The sequence below is a fragment of the Pseudorhodobacter sp. E13 genome, assembly GCF_003991405.1.
In the GTDB taxonomy this organism is placed as follows: domain Bacteria; phylum Pseudomonadota; class Alphaproteobacteria; order Rhodobacterales; family Rhodobacteraceae; genus Pseudorhodobacter.
The window spans coordinates 287,980-313,005 of the sequence record NZ_RPEN01000157.1; the positions used below are offsets into that span (position 1 = coordinate 287,980).

General features: G+C 60.1%; 28 protein-coding genes. 16 read left to right on the forward strand and 12 right to left on the reverse strand.

The genetic code is table 11. The features are described from left to right. Positions 1-2: 2 nt before the first annotated feature. A complete protein-coding gene (locus tag EGN72_RS13680; RefSeq protein WP_127048557.1) occupies positions 3-455 on the forward strand; it encodes a flagellar basal body-associated FliL family protein in 453 nt (150 codons plus the stop codon). Between the two features lie 4 nt (positions 456-459). Here EGN72_RS13680 and EGN72_RS13685 read toward each other — a convergent pair whose 3' ends face one another. From EGN72_RS13685 to pheT, 6 genes are all read right to left on the reverse strand, one after another. Next, the gene (locus EGN72_RS13685; RefSeq protein ID WP_127048487.1) at positions 460-792 is read right to left on the reverse strand and encodes a hypothetical protein; all 333 of its coding nucleotides are present in this window, start codon (positions 790-792) and stop codon (positions 460-462) included. Continuing rightward, positions 789-1,880: a flagellar biosynthesis protein FlhB gene (locus EGN72_RS13690; RefSeq protein WP_127048488.1), complete on the reverse strand. Its 1,092-nt coding sequence runs from the start codon at positions 1,878-1,880 to the stop codon at positions 789-791. The genes EGN72_RS13685 and EGN72_RS13690 overlap by 4 nt, the downstream gene beginning before the upstream one ends. Next, positions 1,877-2,656 carry a flagellar biosynthetic protein FliR gene (locus EGN72_RS13695; RefSeq protein WP_127048490.1) on the reverse strand — a complete coding sequence of 260 codons (780 nt, stop codon included), beginning with the start codon at positions 2,654-2,656 and terminating at the stop codon, positions 1,877-1,879. The genes EGN72_RS13690 and EGN72_RS13695 overlap by 4 nt, the downstream gene beginning before the upstream one ends. Then, positions 2,653-4,725, reverse strand: coding sequence for a flagellar biosynthesis protein FlhA (gene flhA / locus EGN72_RS13700; RefSeq protein ID WP_199743746.1), 2,073 nt, complete (start codon positions 4,723-4,725; stop codon positions 2,653-2,655). Before flhA ends, EGN72_RS13695 begins: the two co-directional genes overlap by 4 nt. Beyond that, complete coding sequence (locus tag EGN72_RS13705) at positions 4,722-5,408, reverse strand: lytic transglycosylase domain-containing protein (RefSeq protein ID WP_127048492.1); 687 nt, start codon at positions 5,406-5,408, stop codon at positions 4,722-4,724. Before EGN72_RS13705 ends, flhA begins: the two co-directional genes overlap by 4 nt. Before the next feature lie 168 nt (positions 5,409-5,576). After that, positions 5,577-7,994 carry a phenylalanine--tRNA ligase subunit beta gene (pheT, locus tag EGN72_RS13710; RefSeq protein WP_127048494.1) on the reverse strand — a complete coding sequence of 806 codons (2,418 nt, stop codon included), beginning with the start codon at positions 7,992-7,994 and terminating at the stop codon, positions 5,577-5,579. Positions 7,995-8,111: 117 nt separating this feature from the next. Here pheT and EGN72_RS13715 point away from each other — a divergent pair, with 117 nt between their 5' ends. Together EGN72_RS13715 and EGN72_RS19510 are read left to right on the forward strand one after the other, a co-directional pair. After that, entirely contained in the window at positions 8,112-8,435 is a 324-nt protein-coding gene (locus EGN72_RS13715; protein WP_127048496.1) for a hypothetical protein, read from the forward strand. A gap of 110 nt (positions 8,436-8,545) precedes the next feature. Next, the gene (locus tag EGN72_RS19510; protein WP_233587140.1) at positions 8,546-8,704 is read left to right on the forward strand and encodes a hypothetical protein; all 159 of its coding nucleotides are present in this window, start codon (positions 8,546-8,548) and stop codon (positions 8,702-8,704) included. A 22-nt stretch (positions 8,705-8,726) separates the two neighbouring features. Here the strand turns inward: EGN72_RS19510 and EGN72_RS13720 are convergent, their stop codons facing one another. Both EGN72_RS13720 and EGN72_RS13725 read right to left on the reverse strand, forming a co-directional pair. Next, positions 8,727-9,377, reverse strand: coding sequence for a DUF4304 domain-containing protein (locus EGN72_RS13720; RefSeq protein WP_127048497.1), 651 nt, complete (start codon positions 9,375-9,377; stop codon positions 8,727-8,729). Between the two features lie 177 nt (positions 9,378-9,554). Continuing rightward, positions 9,555-10,400: a GyrI-like domain-containing protein gene (locus EGN72_RS13725; protein ID WP_127048499.1), complete on the reverse strand. Its 846-nt coding sequence runs from the start codon at positions 10,398-10,400 to the stop codon at positions 9,555-9,557. A gap of 119 nt (positions 10,401-10,519) precedes the next feature. On the opposite strand from EGN72_RS13725, the gene EGN72_RS13730 reads away from it, so the two are divergent. Then, positions 10,520-11,479 (forward strand): acetyl-CoA carboxylase carboxyltransferase subunit alpha, encoded by a 960-nt coding sequence (locus EGN72_RS13730; protein WP_127048501.1) that lies wholly within the window; start codon positions 10,520-10,522, stop codon positions 11,477-11,479. A 3-nt stretch (positions 11,480-11,482) separates the two neighbouring features. Next, positions 11,483-11,800, forward strand: coding sequence for a quaternary ammonium compound efflux SMR transporter SugE (gene sugE / locus EGN72_RS13735; protein ID WP_127048503.1), 318 nt, complete (start codon positions 11,483-11,485; stop codon positions 11,798-11,800). A 16-nt stretch (positions 11,801-11,816) separates the two neighbouring features. On the opposite strand, the gene EGN72_RS13740 is transcribed toward sugE, so the two are convergent. Further along, positions 11,817-12,356 (reverse strand): histidine phosphatase family protein, encoded by a 540-nt coding sequence (locus tag EGN72_RS13740; protein WP_127048505.1) that lies wholly within the window; start codon positions 12,354-12,356, stop codon positions 11,817-11,819. A gap of 9 nt (positions 12,357-12,365) precedes the next feature. Next, positions 12,366-12,974 (reverse strand): pyridoxamine 5'-phosphate oxidase family protein, encoded by a 609-nt coding sequence (locus EGN72_RS13745; protein ID WP_127048507.1) that lies wholly within the window; start codon positions 12,972-12,974, stop codon positions 12,366-12,368. Positions 12,975-13,172: 198 nt separating this feature from the next. Between EGN72_RS13745 and EGN72_RS13750 the strand changes: the two genes are divergently transcribed. Next, positions 13,173-13,997, forward strand: a complete 825-nt coding sequence (locus EGN72_RS13750; protein WP_127048509.1) for a PRC-barrel domain-containing protein — start codon at positions 13,173-13,175, stop codon at positions 13,995-13,997. 66 nt (positions 13,998-14,063) lie between these two features. Here the strand turns inward: EGN72_RS13750 and EGN72_RS13755 are convergent, their stop codons facing one another. Further along, positions 14,064-14,912: a universal stress protein gene (locus EGN72_RS13755; RefSeq protein WP_127048511.1), complete on the reverse strand. Its 849-nt coding sequence runs from the start codon at positions 14,910-14,912 to the stop codon at positions 14,064-14,066. A gap of 197 nt (positions 14,913-15,109) precedes the next feature. On the opposite strand from EGN72_RS13755, the gene ccoN reads away from it, so the two are divergent. The 5 genes from ccoN (at position 15,110) to EGN72_RS13780 (ending at position 19,173) form a co-directional block, all read left to right on the forward strand. Continuing rightward, positions 15,110-16,711, forward strand: a complete 1,602-nt coding sequence (gene ccoN / locus EGN72_RS13760; protein WP_127048513.1) for a cytochrome-c oxidase, cbb3-type subunit I — start codon at positions 15,110-15,112, stop codon at positions 16,709-16,711. A 12-nt stretch (positions 16,712-16,723) separates the two neighbouring features. Further along, positions 16,724-17,449, forward strand: coding sequence for a cytochrome-c oxidase, cbb3-type subunit II (gene ccoO / locus EGN72_RS13765; protein WP_127048515.1), 726 nt, complete (start codon positions 16,724-16,726; stop codon positions 17,447-17,449). Positions 17,450-17,460: 11 nt separating this feature from the next. Next, positions 17,461-17,658, forward strand: coding sequence for a cbb3-type cytochrome c oxidase subunit 3 (locus EGN72_RS13770; protein ID WP_127048517.1), 198 nt, complete (start codon positions 17,461-17,463; stop codon positions 17,656-17,658). Further along, positions 17,655-18,533, forward strand: a complete 879-nt coding sequence (ccoP, locus tag EGN72_RS13775; RefSeq protein ID WP_127048518.1) for a cytochrome-c oxidase, cbb3-type subunit III — start codon at positions 17,655-17,657, stop codon at positions 18,531-18,533. The genes EGN72_RS13770 and ccoP overlap by 4 nt, the downstream gene beginning before the upstream one ends. Before the next feature lie 82 nt (positions 18,534-18,615). Beyond that, positions 18,616-19,173 carry a uracil-DNA glycosylase family protein gene (locus EGN72_RS13780; RefSeq protein ID WP_127048520.1) on the forward strand — a complete coding sequence of 186 codons (558 nt, stop codon included), beginning with the start codon at positions 18,616-18,618 and terminating at the stop codon, positions 19,171-19,173. A 2-nt stretch (positions 19,174-19,175) separates the two neighbouring features. Here EGN72_RS13780 and EGN72_RS19200 read toward each other — a convergent pair whose 3' ends face one another. Then, entirely contained in the window at positions 19,176-19,331 is a 156-nt protein-coding gene (locus EGN72_RS19200; RefSeq protein ID WP_158623197.1) for a hypothetical protein, read from the reverse strand. A 96-nt stretch (positions 19,332-19,427) separates the two neighbouring features. On the opposite strand from EGN72_RS19200, the gene EGN72_RS13785 reads away from it, so the two are divergent. From EGN72_RS13785 to ccoS, 5 genes are all read left to right on the forward strand, one after another. Continuing rightward, positions 19,428-20,309, forward strand: coding sequence for a LysR family transcriptional regulator (locus EGN72_RS13785; RefSeq protein WP_127048522.1), 882 nt, complete (start codon positions 19,428-19,430; stop codon positions 20,307-20,309). 256 nt (positions 20,310-20,565) lie between these two features. Beyond that, positions 20,566-21,996: a cytochrome c oxidase accessory protein CcoG gene (gene ccoG, locus EGN72_RS13790; protein ID WP_127048524.1), complete on the forward strand. Its 1,431-nt coding sequence runs from the start codon at positions 20,566-20,568 to the stop codon at positions 21,994-21,996. A gap of 31 nt (positions 21,997-22,027) precedes the next feature. After that, complete coding sequence (locus EGN72_RS13795; RefSeq protein WP_233587141.1) at positions 22,028-22,594, forward strand: FixH family protein; 567 nt, start codon at positions 22,028-22,030, stop codon at positions 22,592-22,594. 3 nt (positions 22,595-22,597) lie between these two features. Then, positions 22,598-24,802: a heavy metal translocating P-type ATPase gene (locus EGN72_RS13800; RefSeq protein ID WP_127048526.1), complete on the forward strand. Its 2,205-nt coding sequence runs from the start codon at positions 22,598-22,600 to the stop codon at positions 24,800-24,802. Positions 24,803-24,806: 4 nt separating this feature from the next. Continuing rightward, positions 24,807-24,965 (forward strand): cbb3-type cytochrome oxidase assembly protein CcoS, encoded by a 159-nt coding sequence (gene ccoS, locus EGN72_RS13805; RefSeq protein WP_127048527.1) that lies wholly within the window; start codon positions 24,807-24,809, stop codon positions 24,963-24,965. The last annotated feature ends 61 nt before the right edge of the window (positions 24,966-25,026 follow it).

Genomic DNA, 25,026 nt, shown 5'->3' on the forward strand with positions numbered 1-25,026 from the left:
CCATGAAAAAGCTCATCCCTGTTTTTCTTGTTCTTTTCGGTCTGGGCGCTGGCGTGGGTGCAGGGGTAATGCTCCGCCCGGCCAGCGAAGAGGTGGAGCCTGACCCACAGCATGTTGAGGAGGCGCCCGCTGTCACGGAGTTCGTGAAGCTGAACAATCAGTTTGTCGTGCCGGTGGTCGAAGACGGGCGTGTGATCTCTCTGGTCATTCTTGCCCTCAGTGTCGAGGTATCGATTGGCAGCACCGAAGCGGTTTTCGCGAAGGAACCGAAGCTGCGCGACGCTTTGCTTCAGGTTTTGTTTGACCACGCGAATGCTGGCGGTTTCAAAGGGGTGTTCACCGATGGTGCCAATCTGATCCTGCTTCGCAAGGCCTTGCTAGAAGCGGCCCAGAAAACCATGGGCGCGCTTGTGACCGATGTGCTCATTTCCAATATCGCCCGGCAAGATACCTGACAGGCTATTTCGCTTCTTTGCCCTGTAGCTGTCGCAAAACTTCGGCCCGTCCAAACGCATGTTTTGCCTCTGCTCTTGCGTCTAGCCATTCCGCAGTTTGCCGGGCCAGAGTGATGTTGATGTCCGCCCGTCTTGCGTCAGCCCAACGATTGTAGCGCAAAGCGACCTGTGCGTCTTGTGGGGTCTCATATTTCCCCGGATTGTTCTGAGCGAGATCGCGCAGGCGTTGCAAGCTTGCCTCGCGTTCGGCCGCGAGGCTTTGCAGAACAGCAAGTTTCTGATCAAGGATCAGGCCAGACAGGGAAGCCAGCCGTGCAAGATCTTTCTTTCGGGTCACTGCGCCCCTCCTTTCCGGCGTGTTTTCTTGCGCATGGCTTCGGCAAAACGAATGGCTGCGGCAACAGCGCGATAGTGATCGGGATGCACTTCGTCGCCGATTTCCAAAGACGCATGCAGCAGGCGGGCGGTTGGCGGGTCCGAATGCAGCGGGATGCCAGCCTCAATGGCTTTCTCACGGATACGCGCCGCGATCTCGTCCACGCCCTTGGCCAGACAGATCGGCGCCCGACCGCTTTTGCGGTCCCATTTTAGCGCAACGGCGTAATGGGTTGGGTTCACGATGATCACATCGGCTTTTGGCACATCGCCCAGCATACGGTTATTTGCAATCTCCTGCCCTCTTTGCCGGCGCTTGGCCTTCATATGCGGGTCGCCCTCGGAGTTCTTGTGTTCATCCATCATGTCCTTGCGCGACATGCGGTTGGATCTGAGATGCTCGGCCCGTTGCCAAAAGTAATCAATACCGCCGATGGTCAGCGCGATGAGGACGATCAAGGTCAGAAACCCCATGATTTTGCCCATCAGCATTGCCGTTGAGACGCCCGGTGTCAGATAGATCATCCCGATAAAGTCCTCAGACTCTCGCATCAGAAAGCCAAAAAGCAGGCAGGAGATCACAGTAAGCTTCACGAAGCTTTTTACAAATTCGAACAAGCCTTTACGGCCAAATTTGTTTTTGAAACCGGATATGGGGGATATCCGGCTAAGCTTTGGGGCGAGTTTCGACGGGGTGAACAGCATCGCGCGCTGGGCGATCATCATCAGCATCGCCGCCAACGCAGGAAGCAGGAAAAACGGGGCCAGTGGCAGAACGATTGCGCCGAACAGGCTGCCTACCCCATGGCCCGCACCTGCCAAAAGCACTTTCGCCAGGTGATCCGAATGGCCCAGAAGCGAGGTTGCCCCTTCCCCCGCGGCAAGCAAGGCGCTTCCGCCCAGCGCCGTTGCGGCCAGCAAGAACCCTGCATAGGACGCGGCGGAGATCAGGTCTGCAGATCGCGGAATCTCGCCTTTTTGTCGTGCGTCATCCAGCTTTTTCTGGGAGGCCTCGTGTTCCTTTTCTGCGCCGTCTTCTTCGTCGCTCATGGCGTCACCAGAAAGGGGGCGTTCAGATAGGCGTGAAAGGCCTGTTGCCAGACCCCTAGCAGCAGCGGTGTGGCTACAGCCAGTAGTGCGAGGCCACCCAAAGTCAGCGCAGGGGCACCGACAAAGACGACCATTAGTTGCGGCATGGCGCGATTGATGACGCCAAGTGCAATATTGTAGATGACCGAGGCTGCGACAAAAGGCGCGGCAAGGGAGAAGGCCAATGCGAAAGCGTGGCTGAACTGCGGCACCCCCCAAGCGGCAAGGGTTGTGCCCGAGGGCAGCTCACCTGCGGGCATTGCTTCATAGGAGAGGATGAACAGCTTGGCGATTTGCACGTGAAGCCCGGACATTACAGCCAATGCCAATCCCGCCATCACGAAGAGATTTGACATTGCCGGCTGCGGCTCTGCTCCTTGCCCGCCGAACAACTGGGACAGCGAGGTGGATTGTGCGGCCATGGTGCCTGCGATCTGCAAGGCCCAAACGAACAGGCGCAACCCGATACCGATGGCAAGTCCGGCGATGGTTTCGCCTGCGATGGGAAGAAGGAAAGGGCCATCATATGGCCCGATCTGGGGGGCAATGGCGGGGAATACAACAGCGGTAAAGCACAGGGCCAGCGCCAGGCGAACCCGCTGCGGCACCGATTGTTCGCCAAACGCAGGCACCAAAGCCATCGCCGCACCGACCCGCAAAAATACCAAGAACGCCGCCCAAAGCCAGTCTTGGGTCAAGTTTGTGTATTCGGTCAGCAGGGAGAATAAGGGGGTCATGCCGCGACCTGGCCAATCATCGCGGGCCGTGCCTCAACACCAATTTCCTCGTAAGACAGAACGGGAGTCGACAGGCCACGCGCGCCCAGCACTGTGCGCAAAAAACGGCGGCGCAAGGTGGAGGTGACGATGGCGGGCTGTATGCCACTTTCAGCGGCTTTGTTCAGTTTTTCGGCAAGATTATTGGCAAGGCGGCTGAATTGTTCGGGTGGCAGCGCGACATCTTTTTGCCCCTTCTCACCGTCGATCTGATGGGCCGAGAAGGTTTTTTCCCATTCCGGGGCGAGTTGAATCAGGGGCAAGGTGCCATCTTCGCGGCGCAAGCCTGCGACAAGTTGAAAGCCGAGCCGTTGGCGCACATGTTCGCAGATGGCTTCTGGTGTGCCCATTCCACGCGCCTCGGCGATGGCTTCAAGGATCAGGGGAAGATTGCGGATCGACACCCTTTCTTCCAGCAACAGCCGTAAAACAGCGAGCAGCAGATCGACGGGCACCTTATCTGGCACCAGTTCATCCAGCAGGCGGCGGTTTGCTTCGGACCGCTTTTGGTCTGACAGATTTGCGAATTCATCCAATAGCTTGCGCAATCCGCGCAAGGTGAGCAGGCGCGAAAGATTGCTTTTCAGAACCTCCAGCAGATGTGTCGCCAGCACCTCGGTCGGTGAGACGACGGTGAAGCCCATGATCGACACGTCTTCTTGGGAATCCGGGGGAATCCATCTTGCGGGGGCACCATAGACAGGTTCGCGCACCTCAATCCCATCGGGGGGCGGCAGGCCATCTGCCAAAAGCGCAAGCACGCGGTCTGGCATCAGGCGGTCGCGCACCTGTTCAACCCCTTGCAGGCGGATCCGGTAAGAGCCGGGTGGCAAAGACGCTTCATCCGTCAGCCGGATTTCCGGCAGGATCAGCCCGAAGGCACTCGCGATATGGTTGCGCATATTCTGGATGCGCGTATCAAGGCCAGTCGCGGGGTCCAACACCATCGAGACCAGATCAGGCGCAAATTCGATATGGATATCATCAAAATCCAGCACATCACCGATGCGGCGTTCGACAGGGGCGGGGGCCTCCTCCTCCGGTTCAATGGCTTTGCGCGCGGCATCACCGGCCACCCAATAGGCCGTGCCGCCGAGGATAAGCGCGCCGATCATGAAGGGCAGGAAAGGAAGCCCCGGCACCAGCGCGAACAGCGCCATCAGCAGCGCGACCGTGGCCAGCGCGCCGGGATAGCGACCGAGCTGCGCAAAGAACGACACATCTGCCGCCCCGGTCGCCCCACCCCGCGCCAGAAGCAAGGCCGCGGCGATAGAAATGACAACCGCCGGGATCTGGCTGACAAGCCCATCACCGATGGTCAGAATGGCATAGGTTTCAAAGGCAAGGCCCAGCGGCATCCCATGCACCAAAGTGCCGATGATCAGCCCCATGACAATGTTTAGCAGGGTGATCAGCAGGCCCGCGACCGCATCGCCTTTGACGAATTTTGAGGCCCCATCCAGAGAGCCAAAAAAATTCGTTTCCGCAAGTTCGTTTTCGCGCCGCGCCTTTGCCTCGGCATGGTCGATCGCGCCAGCAGACATATCGCTGTCAATCGCAAGCTGTTTGCCGGGCATCCCATCCAAGGCGAAGCGCGCGCCCACCTCGGCCATACGGCCCGCGCCTTTGGTGATCACAACGAAATTCACGATGAGCAGAACGCAGAAAATCACCACGCCCAGCAGAACTGACCCGCCCATGATGAAATTGGCAAAGCCCTGGATCACATCGCCAGCGGCATCCGTGCCGGTATGGCCCTGCCCGATGATCAGCTTGGTTGAGGAGACGTTCAGCGACAGCCGAAGCATCAAAGAGGCCAGAAGGATGGTCGGGAAGGCCGAAAACTCCAACGGGCGTTGGATGAAAAGCGTGACCGTGAACATCAGGATTGCCAGCGCAAAGGACAGTGCCAGCCCGATATCCAGCATCCATGCGGGCACCGGCAAAACCATCATTACGATCACGGCCATCAGGGCCAATGCCAGCAGGATGGTCGGTTGAAAAATCGTCCGCATTGAAAGGGATTTCATTTCAGCCCCCCGATGATCGGACCGGATTTGCGCGAAAACTGCACCAGAGGCGCGCGTGCGGAAACAAGACCATACCGTTCGCTCACCTGCGGGGTGGGGCGTTGCTCTGGGGGGCTGGGTTGCGGGGCTGCGGGTTGGGTGCCGATATAGCGGTTGTAAAGTGTTTCCAGCCGCGCGACATAGGTTTCGGCCTTGCTTTGGGTGCGCGAATGGTAGTGGCCAACAGCGCGGCGCCAATCGCCGGTTTCTTCATACAACGCGTGCACAAATTGCGCGGCATAGAGCGCGTTTTCCTTCGGCGACATCATTGCCGCAAGGTCGCTGAACCCTTTGGCATGCCAATGCAGGTTAAGCTGAAAGCACCCGACATCAATATTGGTCAGACCTTCGGCGCGCTTTGTGTTGATAAACCGCAGGGCAGTTTCAGCGTCGTCAAACCAATAACCTTGTCCGCCGGCGTGAACCGACCAAGGCCAAGGCCCGAAGGGCGCGTTGGCCGAAGGTTTCCGGCCGGTTTCTGCCAATGTCAGCGCCCGCAGGATTGAAAGTGGCACCCCGGTTTCAGCCGCCGCATAGCGCGCGGCCTGATCGCATTGCTGCGAGGGCGAGGCGGAAGCGGCAAACCAGACCTGTGAGAAAACAGCCACCATTAGCACGATGCGAAAACGTAGACAGGTCAGCATAAGGGCTCCCACCGCTTGCGGGCGTTCTGCCCTTGCCCCCATAGCTACGGAAAATTCCTTTCCAATTGGTAACCTTGATCCGGGATTTTATCGGGTGGTGATAAGCCGCGGCCAGTAAAAAGGGGCGGCCCTGCGGCCACCCCCGTTTTTGCTTCCTGTCCGGATGGCTTAGCCGCGCAGGGTGCCGCCTGTGGCTTTGCTGACCTTTTCGATGATCTTCGCGGAAACGGCCTCAATCTCTTTGTCGGTCAGGGTGGCGGTGGTCGGTTGCAACCGCACGGTCAGCGCGATGGATTTCTTACCCGCGCCCATTTGCGCCTCGGCTTTCTCGCCGGTGAACTGGTCAAACAGGCGCACGCTTTCGATCAGCGCTTTGTCAGCCCCTTGCGCTGCGTTCAGCGCGATTAGCGCCTCTACCCCGGTATCGACGACAAAGGCGAAATCACGCTCCACCGCTTGCAGGCCACTTAGGGTCAGGGCAGGGCGCATGGTGGTTTTTGTCTTTGGTTGCGGGACATTGGCGGGATAGACGGTAAAGCCCATTACGGGGCCTTTCAGGTCCAGCTCGGCCACGATCTTGGGGTGAATTTCACCATAGGTGGCAAGTGTGTTCGGCCCCAGCGCAATCGTGCCTGCGCGGCCGGGATGGAACCACGCCGGAACCTTGCGGTTGATCTGCGCGCGGGCAGGGGCACCAAGGGCGGCCAGAACAGCTTCGGCATCGGCCTTGGCATCATAGATATCGGCGGGGCGGCGCGAGCCGTAGGGATCGCGCGGGGCGACATGGCCAACCAGAATCCCTGCGGCTTGGGTGTGTTGTTCACCCGGTTCGCCGCCCGAAAACGCGGGCCCAACCTCGGCCAGCGACAAGTCCATGAAACCGCGGGCCTGATTGCGGGCCGCAGCGCGCAGCAGGCCGGGCAACAGATCGGGGCGCAGATGCGACATTTCCGACGAAATCGGGTTGTCGACGCGCACCGCATCGCTGCCGCCACCGAACAAACTGGCAGAAGTCTGGTCGATGAAACTGTAGGTCACACATTCATTATACCCCAGTGTGGCCAAAGTGCGCCGCGCCGCGCGTTCGCGGATTTGCGTAGCCGTCAAAATCGGGGCAGGCACACCCGCCTGAGTGCGCGGCAAAGGTTTGCCCACCAGTTTGGACAGCGAGGCGACCCGCGCGATTTCCTCAACAAGATCGGCCTCTCCCTGCACATCGGGGCGCCATGACGGCGGGGTCGCCTGCGTGCCCTCCAGCGTGAAGCCCAAGGCGGTCAGGGTCTGGCGCTGCACGGCTTCGGGGATATCCATGCCGACAAGCGATCCGGTGCGCGCGGCGTTGAACTTATACCGGCGGGTGGTGTTGATGGCTGCACCATCGACCACGATGGCCGAGGCCTCGCCGCCGCACAGATCAAGGATCATCTGGGTGGCCAGATGCAGGCCGGGCAAGGTGAAGGCCGGGTCTACGCCGCGTTCAAAGCGATAGCGCGCGTCCGAGTTGATTTTCAGCGCGCGGCCTGTGGTGGCGATGGTGATCGGGTCCCACCAAGCGGATTCGAGGAACACATCGGTGGTGTCTTCGGTGCAGCCCGAATGTTCGCCGCCCATGATCCCGGCAAGGGATTCGGGGCCGTTGTCATCGGCGATGACCATCTGGCCGGGGCGCAGCGCATAGGTTTTGCCATCCAGCGCCAGAAGGGTTTCGCCTTCGGTCGCCGGGCGGATGTGCAGATTGCCCACAACCTTGCCAGCGTCAAACACATGCAAAGGGCGGTTCAGGCCGATGGTGAAATAGTTGGTAATATCCACCAGCGCCGAGATTGGCCGCAAGCCGATGGCCCGCAGGCGCGCCTGCATCCATTTCGGCGACGGGCCATTCTTGACGCCGCGGATCAGGCGCCCGGTGAAATGCGGTGCTGCCTTGGTTTTCAGATCGGCGTCGATCTCGATGCTGATCGGGCAGGGGAAGCTGCCTGCGATTTCAGGTGTTTCCAATGGCTTGAGCGTGCCAAGGCCACGCGCCGCCAGATCCCGCGCCAAACCGCGCACGCCAAGCCCATCGGGGCGGTTGGGGGTGATTTTCACATAGATCATCGGGTCATTGAGGCCGCGATAATCAATGAAACGCGCGCCTAAAGGCGCATCTGCGGGCAGGTCGATGATGCCGTCATGATCGTCCGAGAGCATCAATTCGCGTTCGGAACACAGCATCCCGTTGCTGTCGACGCCACGGATATTGCCGGGTTTCAGATCGACCCCGGTGCCCGGAACATGGGTGCCCACGGGCGCAAACACGCCGACCAGCCCGGTGCGGGCATTGGGTGCGCCACAAACCACTTGCACCTCTTCTGCGGCGGTGCCGGGGCCGTTTGGAAAGGTTTCCACCCGGCACAGGCGCAAGCGGTCGGCATTGGGGTGCTGCACAGCCTCGATCACCCGGCAGATGCGGAAAGCGCCCAGCGTATCAGCGGGGTTTTCCACGCCTTCCACCTCATGCCCCAGATCGGTCAGGGCGAACAGAATATCGTCCAGCGTGGCGGTGGTTTCCAGATGATCCTTGAGCCAGGACAAGGTGAATTTCATGGCAGGCCCCTTTCTCGTGCAGCAGGAAGGCAGTGGCCGAGGAAAGCCCCGGTTTGCCCCAATTTTAGACAGATTTCGCATATCTTATGCGGATGAGTTGCGAAAGGTGGTACGATTATGTCAGGCAATTGGAAAGACCGGATTGACGGAATTAAGCGCATTGTGCTGGCTTTGGGCGTGATGAGCCTGTGTATCGTGATGAGCCTGCATTACAAGGCGCAGGCCGAACCAGACGCACCGAACATCGTCAGCACGCGCAACGCTCAATACGAAAAATGTTCTGCCGCAGAGCGAGAATCCCGGCTTGGCCTGTTTGGCTGTGCGGTTGTGTTAAAGCCAAAGGTCAAGACATCCAGCATCCGTTTCCTGAGTTCGGAGGCTGGCGGCTCTGACGCGCGGTCGCAAAACCGCCCATTCTTCAAGGCACCGGGCAAACCCTGAGGCGGGGCATACAAGGGGCATCTGCGGTCGTTTCCCGATGGGAAACGGCTTGTTGCGCGTTTTATCTTGGAAAATGGGCTTTTTGTTCATGAAATCGGTGTAAAAGCCGAATGATGGACAAATGGCTCGACATTCCGAAAGATCGAAGGCGCCTGCCCGTGGGTCGGCTTTGCCTGATTATGGGGCTGACGGTGCTGCTGTTGCTGGCGGTGGCGGGGCGCAAGGTCACGGTGGTTGCGGATTTGGGGTTTGCCGCGCTGTTTGGCTAAGCCGGGGCTGCGGCTGAGGTGATCAATCCAACGCGGCGGGGCCTGTCAGGAAAGGCGCGCGCCAGGCGTCCGGGTTTTCCAGATGGGCCAGAAGCCAAGGCAGGGCCCTGCTTTCCAGCACCTGCATCGGACCCGTCAGGGCAGCAGTATCTTCATGCACATCCAGATAGATCAATGCGCCGGGTTCACCGGAGGCCGTCAGATCGGTTGGGAAAAAGCGGCCGAGGCGCACAAAATCATCCTGTGCCCAAGGGCCATGGCTTGCCTCGGAAAGCGGCTGAAAACCAAGGTTGATGTAGCATTCGAACCCGTAGCGGCTGCGCTGCAAATGCATGGAGACGGTGCCGAGCGGGCCGCTTTTGGCCCAGGATTTCGCCTTTTTGGTCAGGCCATGCGCCTGTGCGACCTTGTCCATCGCGGCGGTGATCGCTTTGACAGCAGCTTCGCGTTTGGCGGGAAAGGCGGGATCGTTGGCGGCAATATGCATGCGGACGCCGTTGTCGATAAAGGCTTGGTTGGGCTGCCAATTGGCGCGCGCTTCTTCATATAACGCGGCATGTTCTGCACGGATATGATCGTCCGCAGCGGTCAGGCTGGTCTGGTCTGGGGGCGTTTCATGCAAGCTGGCCGCAGGTTTGCGGCGCAGGGCGCGAAGCCATTGAACGATGAGCATTGCGGTGCCTTTGCGTTGCGTTTTCCCAAACTGGCACGGTTTGGCGCAGGAAGAAAGCCTGAGTGGCCTGTGCGGCTTATTGGTTGGCAGGGCGGGGGGCTGTCTGCCCCCCAAACGGCTTTGGCGTTACGCCAAAGCCGACCCCCCGAGGATATTTTTGCCGAAAAGAAAGCGGGGTCATTTGAGGGGGAGGCAGATTTCGGTCAGCAGATCTTCGGGCGGGGTTTCGCGCGGGTTGTTGAGGTAAAGCTCGAACGCAGGCGAATCGCCGGGCTCTTCATTGGACTGGGGGAGCCATTCGCGGAAGAGTTGGCTGTAGCCCGCGGGAAGCCCTGTGTAGGGGCCCTTGAACCGCAGAACAGCGTGGCGCCCTGCGGGCAGGGTGGCGCGTTCAATCGGTGGCGCGAGGTCTGCATCTGCGGGAAATTCAACGGCGGCGAGGGAGCGCAGGTCCTTGGTGGCGGTGCTTTCCGGGTCGTCGAGATAGATGCCGATCATCGCGCCGGTCTGCTGCATCTGACCGCGAATGGCCAGAGTGGTGAAGAGTTTTTCGAAGTTGCGGCTGATCAGTTGGTAATCGCCTTTATGCGGGATCGCGGCAAGGTGGCGGGCGGGTTCGATGCGGATGCTGATGGGGAACATGGCGGTGCCTTTCGGGGTGAGGTTGGGTTTTACCACGCTGGGCGCGGGCTGCGTGCCGGAGTTGCGAAATGCGCTGGGGGGTGTGCCGAAGGTTTCGGAAAACACGCGGCTGAAGCTGGCAAGATTGGGATAGCCCACGGCGCGCGCGATCTCGTGCAGCGGGGCATTGCTGTGGATCAGCGCCACCGAAGCGCGATGCATACGGATACGGCGCACGGCCTGGGCTGCGGTTTCACCTGTCAGCAGCCGATAGGTGCGCTGGAAGTGAAAGCGCGACAAGGCGGCTATATCGGCCAGATGATCCAGCGACAGATCACCCGCCGGATGATCGTGGATGTAGGTTTGCACCCGGCTCATGCGTGCTTCGTATTCGCCTGCCATGCGGTTTTCCTTTGTGATTTGCTTGTTTCTTATGGCCTATGATGCTTTTGCAAATCTTGCTGAGTTGCAATCGGCCTGTGCGCGCGTCATATACGCGGAGGTCCTTTGGGGAGTTTGCGATGAACTATCTTGAGTTTGAAAAGCCGTTGGCCGAGATCGAAGGCAAGGCCGAGGAGCTGCGCGCGATGGCGCGTGCGAACAAACAGATGGATGTAGAGAAGGAAGCTGCGGCGCTGGATGCCAAGGCGGCGACCATGCTGCGCGATCTTTATAAGAACCTGTCGCCTTGGCAGAAATGCCTTGTGGCCCGCCACCCGGACCGGCCCCATTGCAAAGATTACATCGACGCGCTGTTCACCGAATATACCCCTTTGGCAGGCGATCGCAATTTTGCCGATGACCATGCGGTGATGGGCGGTTTGGCGCGCTTTAACGACAAGCCGGTGATGGTGATTGGCCATGAAAAGGGCAACGACACCAAAACCCGGATTGAGCGGAATTTCGGTATGGCGCGGCCCGAGGGCTATCGCAAGGCCGTGCGGCTGATGGATATGGCGCATCGCTTTGGCCTGCCGGTTGTGACCTTGGTGGATACGCCCGGCGCCTATCCCGGAAAGGGTGCGGAAGAACGCGGGCAGTCCGAGGCGATTGCGCGATCGACCCAGAAATGTCTGGAGATCGGCGTGCCGCTGGTGTCTATCGTCATTGGCGAAGGCGGATCAGGCGGGGCGGTGGCCTTTGCGACGGCGAACCGCATCGCGATGTTGGAACATTCGGTTTATTCCGTCATCAGCCCGGAAGGGTGTGCCAGTATTCTGTGGAAAGATGCCGAGAAAATGCGCGAAGCGGCAGAGGCGTTGCGCCTGACCGCGCAAGATTTGCAAAAGCTGGGGGTGATTGACCGGATCGTCACCGAGCCTTTGGGCGGTGCGCAGCGGGATCGCAAGCAATCCATCGCGGCGGTTGGCAAGGTGATAGAGACGATGTTGGCCGAACTGTCGGGCATGAAGCCGGATGCGCTGATCAAGGATCGTCGTAAGAAATTCATCGACATGGGCTCCAAAGGGCTTGCTGCCTAGGCCATGGGAAGCGCATGGCCCGCCCTTGTGCTTGCTGGCCTGTTTGAGGTTGGCTGGGCGCTGGGCCTGAAATATTCGGATGGGTTCACCAAGCTGGTGCCCTCGGTTCTGACCTTGCTGGGCGCTGCGGCGAGTTTCTGGTTGCTGAGCTACGCGATGAAAACCTTGCCCGTGGGCACGGCTTATGCGGTGTGGGTCGGGATAGGCACGGTTGGCACCGCCGTTTTGGCGATATTTCTGTTCGCAGAGCCAGCGAATATGTTGCGCATCACCGGCATCGCCTTGATCGTTGCGGGTATTGTGGCGCTGAAACTGGCCTGAAGCTAAGGCGTCATGGCTATTGATAGCGGTGAATCTCGCAGTTGCGCATTTCGACCCCCGCGAGGGAGCGGAATGTGTTGCAATGGCCGACAATTGCCAAAGGGCGTGGGTGAAGGCTTGGCAACGTCTCACGGAAACGGGCGATGCGGGCGTGGAACAGGTGTTCCGGCTCCTCTGGCACGCCATTGGCGTTTTTTGGGCCGTCATGCCACCAGACGGGGGGCAAGTGGTCAAACCGCAGATCGGGGAATTCGGCGGCCAGCAATTCGGGGCTGCGGCCCATGTCGCAGCTATGCGACAGGTGTTCGACCGGGCCAAGCGAGACGGTAATCGGCGCGATACCGTCAAAGATGATCTTGGCGGTTTGGATCGCGCGGGTCAGTGGTGTACAGATCACTTGCTGAATACCCAGCGTTGCGGCCTGTTCGCGGGCGGCCAGCGCCTGCTGCTTGCCCAAATCGGTCAGGGGCGCGTCAAAGATCATCGGGTCGGGGCCGCCACCCGCATGGGCGGCGTTGAATTCTGATTGGCCGTGGCGAATGAGGTAGATGGGCATGAAAATTCCTTACCACATGGTCTTTGCGGCCCGGCCGGGCCATTCGGCATCATAGGCCGCGCCGTCGAAGGTGCCAGAGGTAACCTCGGTCAACATATCGCCAATGCTGGGCAGGCCTGCGGATTGGTCGCCCCCGGTCCACAGGGCGGAACGCAGAATCGCGCGGGCGCATTGCGGGTAAACCTCGGCGATGGAGATCACGATGACGGTGCGCGGGCGGTCCTTTCCACGGGCGAAACGGTCGCGCAGGCTGTCATCGGCGGTCAGCTTGGCGGTGCCATTGACGCGCATCGCATTGGTGGACCCATTGACCAGAAACATCAGGCTGACGCGGCCATCGGCGATGATATTGGTCAGGCTGTCGATGCGGTCATTGCCGCGCCAATCGGGCAACGCAAGGGTGGTATCGTCAAGGATTGTGACCACCGGCCCCTCATCTCCGCGCGGGGTGCCATCGGTGCCGGATGGGCCAACCGTCGTCAGCACGCAAAAGCGCGCACGCTCCAAAAAGGCGCGATAGGTCGGGATCAGGCGGTGCATGACCTTGCGCTGCGCCGCCTCGCCCGGTGTGCCGTAAAGCGCCAAAAGCGCCGCTTGGGTTTCGATGAATTCGGTCATGCCACCGCCTGTTATTCGAAATGTTCGGGCACAGCATAGGGGCAGTTTTGGCTTTCGCACCCAAAATCGGCGGCGATTGGCCGCCCGTGCGGGTTTCCTGTGCCCTTCGCTTTTTTGTGGAACCGATCACCGGGCTGCGGGGTTGATAGGGCAGAGTGCGAAAGCTGCACTGAAAAATCTAACCTACGGAGAAATATGATGAAAAATCTTATGATCTCGACTGCGGTCGTGGCATTTTCTGCGATTGCCGCACAGGCACAAGACGCCAGCCCCTTCCGCACCGAAGCCGTTGCTGGCGAGGTTTACGCCTCTGATTTTATCGGTATGCGGGTCTATGCTGCGGAAACCGAACTGGCTGGGCCGGGTGTGGCAGGGCTTCAGACCGATTGGGATGACATTGGCGAAATCAACGATGTGATCTTGTCGCGCGAAGGCACGGTGGATGCTGTTTTGGTCGATATCGGTGGGTTCCTTGGTATGGGTGAACGTCAGGTTGCGGTGAACATGGATGCGATCCGCTTTGTGTCCGATGACGCCACGGGCGAAGACCCGGATGATTTCTTTCTGGTGATGACCGCCGCCGATGCGATGTTGCAAGAGGCCCCGGCCTATTCGCGGATGCCCGGCACCGATATGAAAACCGATGCCGAGATTATCAGCGGGCAAACCACCGTGGCAGAGGCCCCGGCCAGCACCGATATGACGCCGGGCATGATGGTCACGCGGGATGGCTATGTTGCCGCAGAGCCGGACGTGCTGACGGCCGAAAAGCTGACGGGTGCGCGGGTCTATGATGCGACCGATGCCGATATTGGCGAGGTGGGCAGCCTGATCCTTGGCGCTGATGGCCAGATCACCGAAGCGGTGGTAGATGTGGGCGGTTTCCTTGGCCTTGGCGAAAAGCCGGTGGCCCTGAGCCTCTCGGAACTCAGCATCCTGCGGTCGGACAACGGTGACGATATCCGCGTCTATGTCTCGCAGACCAAAGAGCAATTGGAAGCGATGCCTGACTATGTGAAGTAAGGCCCCTCGCCTGCCAGACGAAAGCCGCGCCCTGTCTGTTGACGGGGCGCGGTGCTTTGCATTCGGTCAATGCGCCATAAAGACCGGGATTTCTGCCCCTTCAAGCATATGGCGCGTCGCACCCCCCAAAATCGCCTCGCGAAAGCGGGAATGACCGTAGGCCCCCATCACCAGCATATCGGCATCCACATCGCGCACATGGCGCGCCAGCACATCCGAGATGCGCGGCATGGTGCGGGCCAGCACGGACACCTCGGCCTTTACACCATGGCGCACAAGCATCTGGCACAGCGCGCCACCGGGGTCCGAGCGTTCGGCGCCGTGCTGTGGCGGGTCGATGATGGTGATCCAGACCTGATCGGCCTTTTTCAGGAAGGGCAGGGCGCGGCGGATGGCGTTCATTGCCTCGCGGCTTTGGTTCCAGGCAATCACGATCCGTTTGCCGATATTGGCCCCGTCAATCGGTGCATCGGGCAGCACCAGAACCGGGGATTGCCCTTCGAACATGGCGGCTTCGACGATGGCCTCTTCTTCGTCGCTGTGCTTGTCGCCGTATGGTTTTGCCAAAACCACCAGATCCGCAAAGCGCGATCGAAGCGCCACAAGATCAGCAAGCCCCCCGATCATCGCCAAGGCCCCTTCGGAGGACCAGCGCAGGGAAGGGCCGAACTGATCGGCTGCCGCACGGATCGCGGCTTCCACCGCTTTGACATCGGATGTCGCGCGTTCCTGCGAGATTTGGATGATGGCGGCACTGGCCCCAACATAGGAATAACCGACCTGCGTCCGATCAACCCCAAGGGCAAGCGCGTCAAGATGTCCATCCTGCGCCATTGCCAATGATGCTGCACTTGCGAAGGTTTGTGGTGCGCGTGTAGGGTCGGCACAGATTGTGAGTAACGATTTGTAAGCCATGTCGGAATTCTCCTGCTTATCAGATTAGTCGAGCATAAGATCACCCAAAGGTTGTTGCCTTGATCCCGGTCAATAAGATGGCTGCGATTTCTTGACATGGATCAAGGCGCTATCACTGGCGGACGTTCAAAAGCAGGCTGTCAACGAATGCCCGGCCGAATCCTGATTTGGACTGGGAGAAGACGAAGGGACGCGAAATGTGGGATTACTTCAAACTGATTGCGCTGGGTCTGATCACGGTTTTGGCCGCGATCGGCGCCAATTATGCGCGCGATCCGGCCTATCTGGTCAATGCACTGACGATAATGCTTGTGGCGGGGGGGCTGTTCTTGTGGTCCGTGCGCCGCGTGGACGAGCCGAAACTGGCAACGCCACAAAATGAATATTTCGACGGCGTGGTGCGCGCTGGCGTGATTGCAACCGCCTTTTGGGGTGTTGTGGGATTTTTGGTGGGCGTGTTCATCGCGTTCCAGCTTGCATTCCCAAGCCTCAACTTTGAATGGGCGCAGGGCTTTGCCAACTTCGGCCGTCTGCGGCCGCTGCACACCTCGGCTGTTATCTTTGCCTTTGGCGGTAACGCGCTGATCGCGAGTTCCTTCTATGTCGTGCAGCGCACCAGTGCCGCGCGCCTGTGGGGCGGCAATTTGGGTTGGTTCGTGTTCTGGGGCTATCAGCTTGTGATCGTTCTGGCCGCGACCGGCTATTTGCTGGGTGCCACACAATCCAAGGAATATGCCGAACCGGAATGGTATGTTGATCTGTGGTTGACTGTGGTTTGGCTGGCCTATCTGGCCGCCTTCCTTGGCACGCTGCTCAAGCGTAAAGAGCCGCATATCTATGTGGCCAACTGGTTCTATCTGTCCTTCATCATCACCGTGGCGATGCTGCATGTGTTCAACAACCTTTCGGTGCCGGTGTCTGTCTTTGGCTCCAAATCGGTTCAGGTGTTCTCGGGCGTGCAGGATGCGATGGTGCAGTGGTGGTATGGCCACAACGCCGTGGGCTTCTTCCTGACCGCGGGCTTCCTTGGGATGATGTATTACTTTGTGCCGAAACAGGCAGAGCGCCCTGTGTTCAGCTATAAGCTGTCGATCATCCACTTCTGGGCGCTGATCTTCCTGTATATCTGGGCGGGTCCGCACCACCTGCATTATACCGCGCTGCCGGATTGGGCATCGACCCTTGGGATGGTCTTTTCGATCATGCTGTGGATGCCAAGCTGGGGTGGTATGATCAACGGTCTGATGACGCTGTCGGGCGCATGGGACAAGCTGCGCACCGACCCGATCATCCGGATGATGGTTGTGTCCATCGGCTTTTACGGGATGTCGACCTTTGAAGGGCCGATGATGTCGATCAAAGCGGTGAACAGCCTGAGCCATTATACAGACTGGACCATCGGCCATGTGCATTCCGGTGCGCTGGGCTGGAACGGCATGATCACCTTTGGCGCGCTGTATTACCTGACGCCGAAACTGTGGAACCGTTCGGGGCTGTATAGCCTGAAGCTGGTGTCCTGGCACTTCTGGCTCGCCACTATCGGGATCGTGCTTTACGCTTCCTCGATGTGGGTCACGGGCATCATGGAAGGCCTGATGTGGCGCGAAGTCGATGCAAACGGGTTCCTCGTGAATGCTTTTGCCGATACCGTGTCTGCAAAATTCCCGATGTATGTGGTTCGTGGCTTGGGTGGGACGATGTTCCTGACCGGTGCGCTGATCATGTGCTACAACCTGTGGATGACCGTGAAAGCACAGCCTGAAAAGGCCAGTGACAACGCGTTCGTTCCGGCCGAATAAGGAGAGGGAACAATGGCTTTTCTTGACAAACACAAGGTCATCGAGACCAACGCGACCCTGCTTCTGGTTCTGTCCTTCCTGGTCGTGACCATCGGCGGTTTGGTGCAAATCGTGCCGCTGTTCTATCTGGAGAACACGATTGAAAAGGTGGAAGGGGTTCGCCCCTACACGCCTCTGGAACTGGCGGGGCGGGATATCTACGTCCGCGAAGGGTGCTACGTCTGCCACAGCCAGATGATCCGCCCGATGCGCGACGAGGTGGAACGCTATGGCCATTACAGCCTTGCAGCCGAATCCATGTATGACCACCCGTTCCAATGGGGGTCCAAGCGCACCGGCCCCGATCTTGCCCGCGTGGGTGAACGGTATTCGGACGCGTGGCATGTGGACCACCTGACCAACCCGCAATCGGTTGTGCCGGAATCCGTGATGCCGAAATATGGCTTCCTGACCAACAAGATCATCGACGGCAGGTATATCGAGGACAGCATGAAAGTGCATCGTGTCGTGGGTGTGCCTTACACCGACGAGATGATGGAAAATGCGGTTGCCGATTTCAAAGCGCAGGCCGATCCTGACAGCGATTATGATGGCTTGGTCGAACGCTATGGCAAAGCCACGGTGCGCAACTATGACGGCACGCCTGCGCTGACCGAAATGGATGCACTGGTCGCCTATTTGCAGGTGTTGGGCACGATGGTTGATTTCTCGACCTTCCAGCCTGACGCAAGCCGGTAAGGGGGCACGCCATGGAAACCTATAGCCTGTTGCGTGAATTCGCTGACAGCTGGATGCTGATCTTTCTGACTTCGGTGTTCGTGGGTGTGGTGCTTTGGGCCTTCCGGCCCGGCAGCCGCCCCGTCCACGATGACATCGCCGCATCCATCTTTCGCAATGATGACAAACCCGCCGATACTGCGGGCCGTTCCGAGGAGGCGCGGACATGAGTAAGAAAGCAAAAAACCACCAAGAAGGTGATCCGAACACAACCGGTCACTCTTGGGATGGGATTGAAGAGTTTGACAACCCGATGCCGCGCTGGTGGTTGTGGACATTCTACGCCTGTATCGCTTGGGCGCTGGTCTATTCCATCGCTTACCCTGCTTGGCCGATGATCAGCCGGGCAACGCCGGGCCTGCTTGGCGCGTCCACCCGCGCCGATGTCGCGGCTGAGATTCAGGAGTTTTCGGACCGTAACGCCCCGATCCGCGCCAAGCTGGAAGCGGCAGAGCTGACCGAGATTTCCGCCGACCCCGAACTTTCGGGCTTTGCGAACAATGCCGGTGCTGCTGTGTTCCGCACCTGGTGCGCACAGTGCCACGGTTCGGGTGCGGCTGGGGTGCAGGCTTCGGGCTATCCGAACCTGCTGGATGATGACTGGATCTGGGGTGGCGATATCGAGGCGATCCACACCACGATCACCCACGGTATCCGCAACACCACCGACGAAGATGCCCGCATCTCGGACATGCCGCGTTTTGGCGTGGATGAGCTGCTGGAAAAGCCGCAAATCGACGAAGTCGTTCAGCATGTGCGCGCGATTTCGGGGCAAGAGCATGATGCAATGCTGGCCGCAGCCGGTGCCGTTGTGTTCGAGGAAAACTGCGCCGCTTGCCATATGGAAGACGGCACAGGGAACCGCGATCTGGGTGCGCCGAACCTGACTGATGCGATCTGGCTCTATGGCGGTGACGTGGCGGCCCTGACCCATACGATCACCTATTCGCGGGCGGGCGTGATGCCGAACTGGAACACGCGCCTCTCCGAAGCGGATATTCGTGCGGTTGCGCTCTATGTCCACGGTTTGGGCGGCGGCGAATAAGCCTGACCTCTGAAGAAAATGGGGCCCCCCGGTTTGCGCTGGGGGGTCTTTTTTGTTTGGATGGAGGCGAAAGGGGGGCGGGATGCAGGATCTGCTGACAAAAGTTCGGGCCTGTCAGGTCTGTGCGGGCCTGCCCTTGGGGCCGCGCCCTTTGCTTCAGGCCAGCGCAGGCGCGCGCCTGCTGATTGCGGGCCAAGCGCCGGGGCGCATCACCCATGCCAAGGGCATCCCATTCGATGACCCCTCGGGCAATCGTTTGCGCGATTGGTTGGGGCTAGACCGGGCGACGTTTTACGACGCCACGAAGGTGGCCATTGTGCCGATGGGGTTTTGCTTTCCCGGCACGGGCACAGGCGGCGATGCCCCGCCGCGCCCGGAATGTGCGCCGCTGTGGCGGGACCAAGTGCTGAGCGCGATGCCCGATCTGGCGCTGGCGTTGGTGATTGGCCGCTATGCGATCAATTGGCACCTGCCGCAGTCCAAACATTTGCCCATCGCCGCGCTGGTGCGGGCCGAGGGGCCAGCGCAGGTTTTGCCCCACCCCAGCCCGCGCAACAACCGTTGGCTAAAGCAAAACCCGTGGTTCGAGGCCGAGGTGCTGCCAGCCTTGCGCCGCCGCGTGGCGCGCGTGCTTGCCTAGGCTTACAGCTTGTCCAGATCAATCTGCCGCCATTTGCGGCCGCGCCAAAAATACTGATCCGCGCTGCGCTTTGCTGCCTCTGGCTTGGCATCCCTTGCCCAGACCGTGTTTTCGGTGCGGGTTGCGATCATCAGGCTTTGTGCAAGTATTCCTAGCATGGCTATTCTCCTTTTCTCGTTTCATACTCTTGAAAATAGACCTGAAAGCAGCAAAACTCACGCCATCAAGATTCTTGCCATGTAAGGAAATATTACATGAAAAACTGGCGTGATCTGCCGCCGCTCAATGCGCTCAAGGCCTTTGCCGCCTTTGCCGAGGCCGGGTCGGTGGCGCAGGCCGGGGCTGCAACGGGTGTGACCCATGCCGCGATCAGCCAGCAAATTCGCGCGCTGGAACAGCACATGGGCCTTGCGCTTGTGTCGCGTGCGGGGCGCGAGTTGGTGTTGACCGCCCAAGGCCGGATGCTGGCCGATGCCGCCTTGCTGGCCTTTGGCAATGTGGCGGAGCTTGCCGCCAGCCTGACCGGGGCAGATGCCAACCGCGCGCTGCATATCACCACCACGCCCTCTTTCGCGATCGGGTGGCTGATGCCGCGTCTGGCCGATTTTCGCAGCCATCATCCGGGCATTGATCTGGTGATCGACCCTACCCCGGATCTGCGCCAGCTTGGCCCCGAAGGTGCCGATATAGCCTTTCGCTATGGCAATGGAAGCTGGCCGGGCACCGAGGCGCGGCTGCTTGTCTCCTCCTCCATCGTTGCGGTTGCCGCCCCGTCCCTGATCGCGCCTGCGGCGGTGGGGTCGGTTGCCGACCTTGCAGATTTGCCGTGGTTGCAAGAGCTTGGCACCAGCGAGGCCACCGCGTTTCTGGAAAAATACGGGGTGGAACGTGGCGCGCGCTTTGGCCTGACCTCGCTTCCCGGCAATCTGATGCTAGAGGCGGCGCGCGCAGGGCAGGGTGTGGCCGTGACCGCCCGCGCCTTTGTCGAGGCCGATATCGCCGCTGGCCGCCTGCATGTGGTGGTCGAGGATGATGAGCGGGAAGGCTATTTTCTGGTCACGCCCGCAGGGGTGTTGCGCCCCCCCGCCAAAGCCTTTGCGCAATGGGCGCGGCGGCAGGTTTTTCCCATCGCTTGACTTGCGTCAATGCAGCCGCGCCCCAACCGGTGCAAAGTGATTCTGCCGCCGCTTGGCGACCGGCCGCCGATGCCCCGTTTCCATGTTCGCGCGTTTCCTCCGGGGTGTCGGCGGCCTGATTTTCCCGAAAATTCAGTGAACTGCGCGCAGTTGTCGCGGTCAAAACATGACTCGGCGATACCTATTTGATGCATATCAAAGCGATCTATGCCCTGTTACCAGATACCAGTGGCAGAATTGATGCCGGAGATATGCCGTGACCAGCCCAGATACCGAACCCAAAAGCCTGTATGCCAAACGCGAGCCGATCTTTCCGCGCCGCGTGAAGGGCGCGTTCCGCACGCTGAAGTGGTGGATCATGGCGTTTACGCTGGGCATTTACTACATCACGCCATGGATCAGATGGGATCGTGGGCCAAGCCTGCCCGATCAGGCCGTCTTGGTGGATATGGCCAACCGCCGATTCTTTTTCTTCATGATCGAGATTTGGCCGCATGAGTTTTACTTTGTCGCGGGCCTGCTGATCATGGCGGGGCTGGGCTTGTTCCTGTTCACCTCGGCGGCGGGGCGTGTGTGGTGCGGCTATGCATGCCCGCAAACGGTGTGGACCGATCTTTTCATTCTGGTGGAGCGTTGGGTCGAAGGCGACCGCAACGCGCGCCTGCGCCTGCACCGCAGCAAATGGACCGGCGAGAAAATTCGCAAAACTGCGATGAAATGGTCGGCCTGGCTGTTGATCGCCGTGGCGACAGGCGGGGCTTGGGTGTTCTATTTCACCGATGCGCCGACCCTTGCGGTGAACCTTGTGACCGGTCAGGCCAATCCGATTGCCTATATCACCATTCTGGTGCTGACCGCGACGACCTTCTTTTTCGGCGGATTCTTCCGGGAACAGATCTGCATCTATGCTTGCCCATGGCCGCGCATTCAGGCCGCGATGATTGATGAGGATACGCTGACCATCAACTATCGCCACTGGCGCGGTGAACCCCGCGGCAAGCTGCAAAAAGGCGAAGTCGCGGCGGGGCAGGGCGATTGTATCGACTGCATGGCCTGCGTCAACGTCTGCCCGATGGGGATTGATATCCGCAACGGCCAGCAGATGGCCTGCATCACCTGCGGCTTGTGCATTGATGCCTGCAACGATGTGATGGACCGTATCGGCAAACCGCGCGATCTGATCGGCTACATGGCGCTGACCGATGAAGTCGCCGAAGTGGCGGGCAAAGAGCCGAAATCCGTCTGGAAACACGTCTTCCGCCCCCGGACCATCATGTATACGACCCTGTGGTCAGGCGTGGGGATCGCGCTTGTGGTTGCGCTCTTCATGCGCTCTCCGATTGATCTGAACGTGACACCGGTGCGCAACCCGACCTTTGTCACCTTGTCCGATGGCTCTATCCGCAACACCTATGAATTCCGTATCCTGAACAAGCATGGCGAGGCGCGCGATTACCATATCTCGCTGTCGTCGGATGCCGCGCTGCGCATCTCGCTGGAGGGCACGGATGAGCTGAAAGTGACCGTGCCGGCCAATGAACAAAAGTCGCAAAAGGTCTATGTTGTTGCAGAACCGGGGTCTGAGGCCGCGCTTGCTGACCGCACGGACCTGCGGTTCTGGGTCGAAGATATCGGCGCGACCGACCGGGTTCATCACGATACGATCTTTAACGGCAAGGCAAACTGAGCCATGACACCGAAAACCCAAAGGGGCCGATATGTATAACGCGCAGAACATGACCTTCCTGCACTTCATCACCCGTCCCGAAGTCCTGTTCTGCTTTGGTCTTGTCGCGGTGGTCATTGTGCTGGGCCTTGTCTTTACCCGCGTGAAGCTGACGGGCGGGCGCGTGTTCGGCATTGTCGCCCTGTTTTTCGGGGTCATCATCGGGGCCAACCTGATGTTGGCCAATCGCGCGGTATCCACATTTCCGGGGCTGGAAGTGGCAAACTCCTATGTCGCCAGCCAAGCCTTTGATGCCGACCGCAGCGCCCAGCTTGATCTGGGCTGGTCGCTGGTGCCCGAATATGATGCAGCGGCCAAGCAGTTGCGGCTGAATTTCACCGACAAGGCAGGCTATCCCGCCGAGGTGACGGGCCTGACGGTTCTGGTGGGCCGTGCCACCGAAGCCCGCGATGACAGCCGCCCCGAATTCGTGCGCGAGGCGGGGGTTTTCGTGGCTCCGCTTGATCTGCCTGCCGGGAAATGGATGATGCAGATCGAGGCGTTCTCGACCGATGGCACCCCCTTCCGCCAACGCATTGACCTGCTTGTAAGGGGCTGATCCATGACACTGGCTTCGGGCTTTGATGGCAAGGAATATGATGCGGGGCATGTGTCGCCTTCTGCCTGCCCTGCCTGTGCTGTTGCCCCCTCGGCCGAGCGTTTGGCCGAACTCAGCCGCTCGGTGCAGGCACGGCTGGTGCTGTCCCTGCCCACGGCGCATTGCGCGGCCTGTATGTCGACGGTGGAAAACGGTTTGCAGGCGCTGCCCGGTGTGCATTCGGCACGGGTGAACCTGACCCAACGCCGCGTCAGCGTCGAGGCTGAACCAGAGATAACCGCCGAAAGCCTGATCCCGGTTCTGGCAGGCCTCGGCTATGAGGCGCATGAGCTGGACCCCGGCCTGCTGTCGGCGACCGAAACCGACAGACAAGGCCGCGAGCTTTTGATGCGCTTGGGCGTGGCCGGATTTGCCATGATGAACGTCATGCTTTTGTCCGTCGCGGTCTGGTCCGGGGCGGCGGATGCCACGCGTGATATGTTCCACTGGATTTCGGCGGCGATCGCCTTGCCGACCGTGGTGTTTGCGGGGCAACCCTTCTTCAAGTCGGCATGGGCCAGCCTGCGCGTGGGCCGTCTGGGCATGGATGTGCCGATCTCTCTCGCCATCATCCTTGCCTCATCGATCAGCTTGTTCGAGACGTTCTATTCCGGCCATCACGCCTATTTCGATGCCGCCGTGATGCTGACCTTCTTTCTTCTGGCCGGGCGTTATCTGGATCATCGCACCCGCGCCGTGGCACGCTCCGCTGCCGAAGAACTCGCCGCGCTGGAGGTGCCGCGCGCCATCCGGGTCAGCGACGGGGTGGAAGATACGGTCGCCATTTCCGCGCTTGCGGTTGGCGATCTGGTGCGCGTGCGCCCTGGTGGGCGGATGCCGGTGGACGGTGTGGTGACCGAAGGTCGCTCCGAGGTGGATCGCTCCTTGCTCACGGGTGAAAGCCTGCCTGCCATGGCAGGCCCCGGCACCCGTGTCGCCGCTGGCGAAATCAACCTGACGGGGCCGCTTTTGGTGCAGGTCACTGCGGCAGGGCGCGACAGCAGCCTGCATCGCATGGCTGATCTGGTCGCCGTGGCCGAAAGCGCCAAGACGAAATACACCAGCCTCGCCGAACGTGCCGCGCGCGCCTATTCGCCGCTGGTTCATCTGCTGTCCTTTGCGGCCTTCGGCTATTGGATGTGGGCCACGGGCGGCGATCTGCGCTATGCCATCAATATCTCGGCGGCGGTGCTCATCATCACCTGCCCCTGCGCCTTGGGCCTTGCTGTGCCTGCCGTTGTCACGGCGGCGAGTGGTAAACTGTTCCGCAAGGGCCTTCTGGTCAAACATGGCACCGCGCTCGAACGTCTGGCCGAGGTGGATCACGTCGTCTTCGACAAAACCGGAACGCTGACCATGGGCACCCCGCGCCCTACCAACCTCGACACGCTTCCCCAAATGGCGCTGTCCGTGGCGGTGGCGCTGGCCCAAGGATCCTCGCATCCGCTGGCGATGGCCTTGGCAAAAGCCGATGCCCTGCCCGCAACCCTGACAACCCTGCATGAGGTGCCGGGTTACGGCGTCGAAGCACAGCTTGACGGTCAGATCGTCCGCCTTGGCCGGGCGGAATGGGTAGGGGCACCCCCTGCGTCCCAAACCGCGACCTACCTGTCTTACGCCGGCAAAACCCACGCCTTCCACTTTGCCGACAGCCTGCGCCCGGGTGCCGAAACCGCCATCGCCGCCATGCGCGCCGCCGGGCTGCGCATCACCTTGCTTTCGGGCGATGCAGCGGCCCCTGTTGCCGACCTTGCGGCTCGGCTTGGTATCGCCGATTGGCACGCAGGCCAATTGCCTGCCGAAAAGGTCGCCTATGTAAAGGCTTTGCAAGACAACGGCGAAAAGGCTCTGATGATTGGTGACGGCTTAAATGACACCGCCGCCCTTGCACAAGCTCATGTCTCTATCTCGCCCGCGTCGGCCTTGGATGCCGCCCGCACGGCGTCTGATATCGTGCTCTTGGGCAAGGATATGGCCCCGGTGGCCGATGCCCTGCGCATCGCCAAACAATCCACCCGCCGCATCCGCGAAAATTTCGGCCTCTCGGCGGGATATAACGTGATTGCCGTGCCGCTGGCGCTGATAGGGCTGGCAACCCCGCTCATGGCCGCCTTGGCGATGTCGCTGTCTTCGATTACAGTGTCATTGAACGCTTTACGCCTAAGGTAGCCACATGGAAATCCTCGCCGTCCTCATCCCCGTGTCCTTGCTTTTGGGCGGCATTGGCCTCGCAGCCTTCTTCTGGGCGCTGAAATCCAAACAGTTTGAGGACCCGCAAGGCGATGCCGCCCGCATCCTCAAAACCGATTACGACGACCACCCGAAACCCTGACCCGCCTTCATCTATTCAAAAATATCCTCGGGGTGGGGGTCTGGGGGAGGGGCAGACAGCC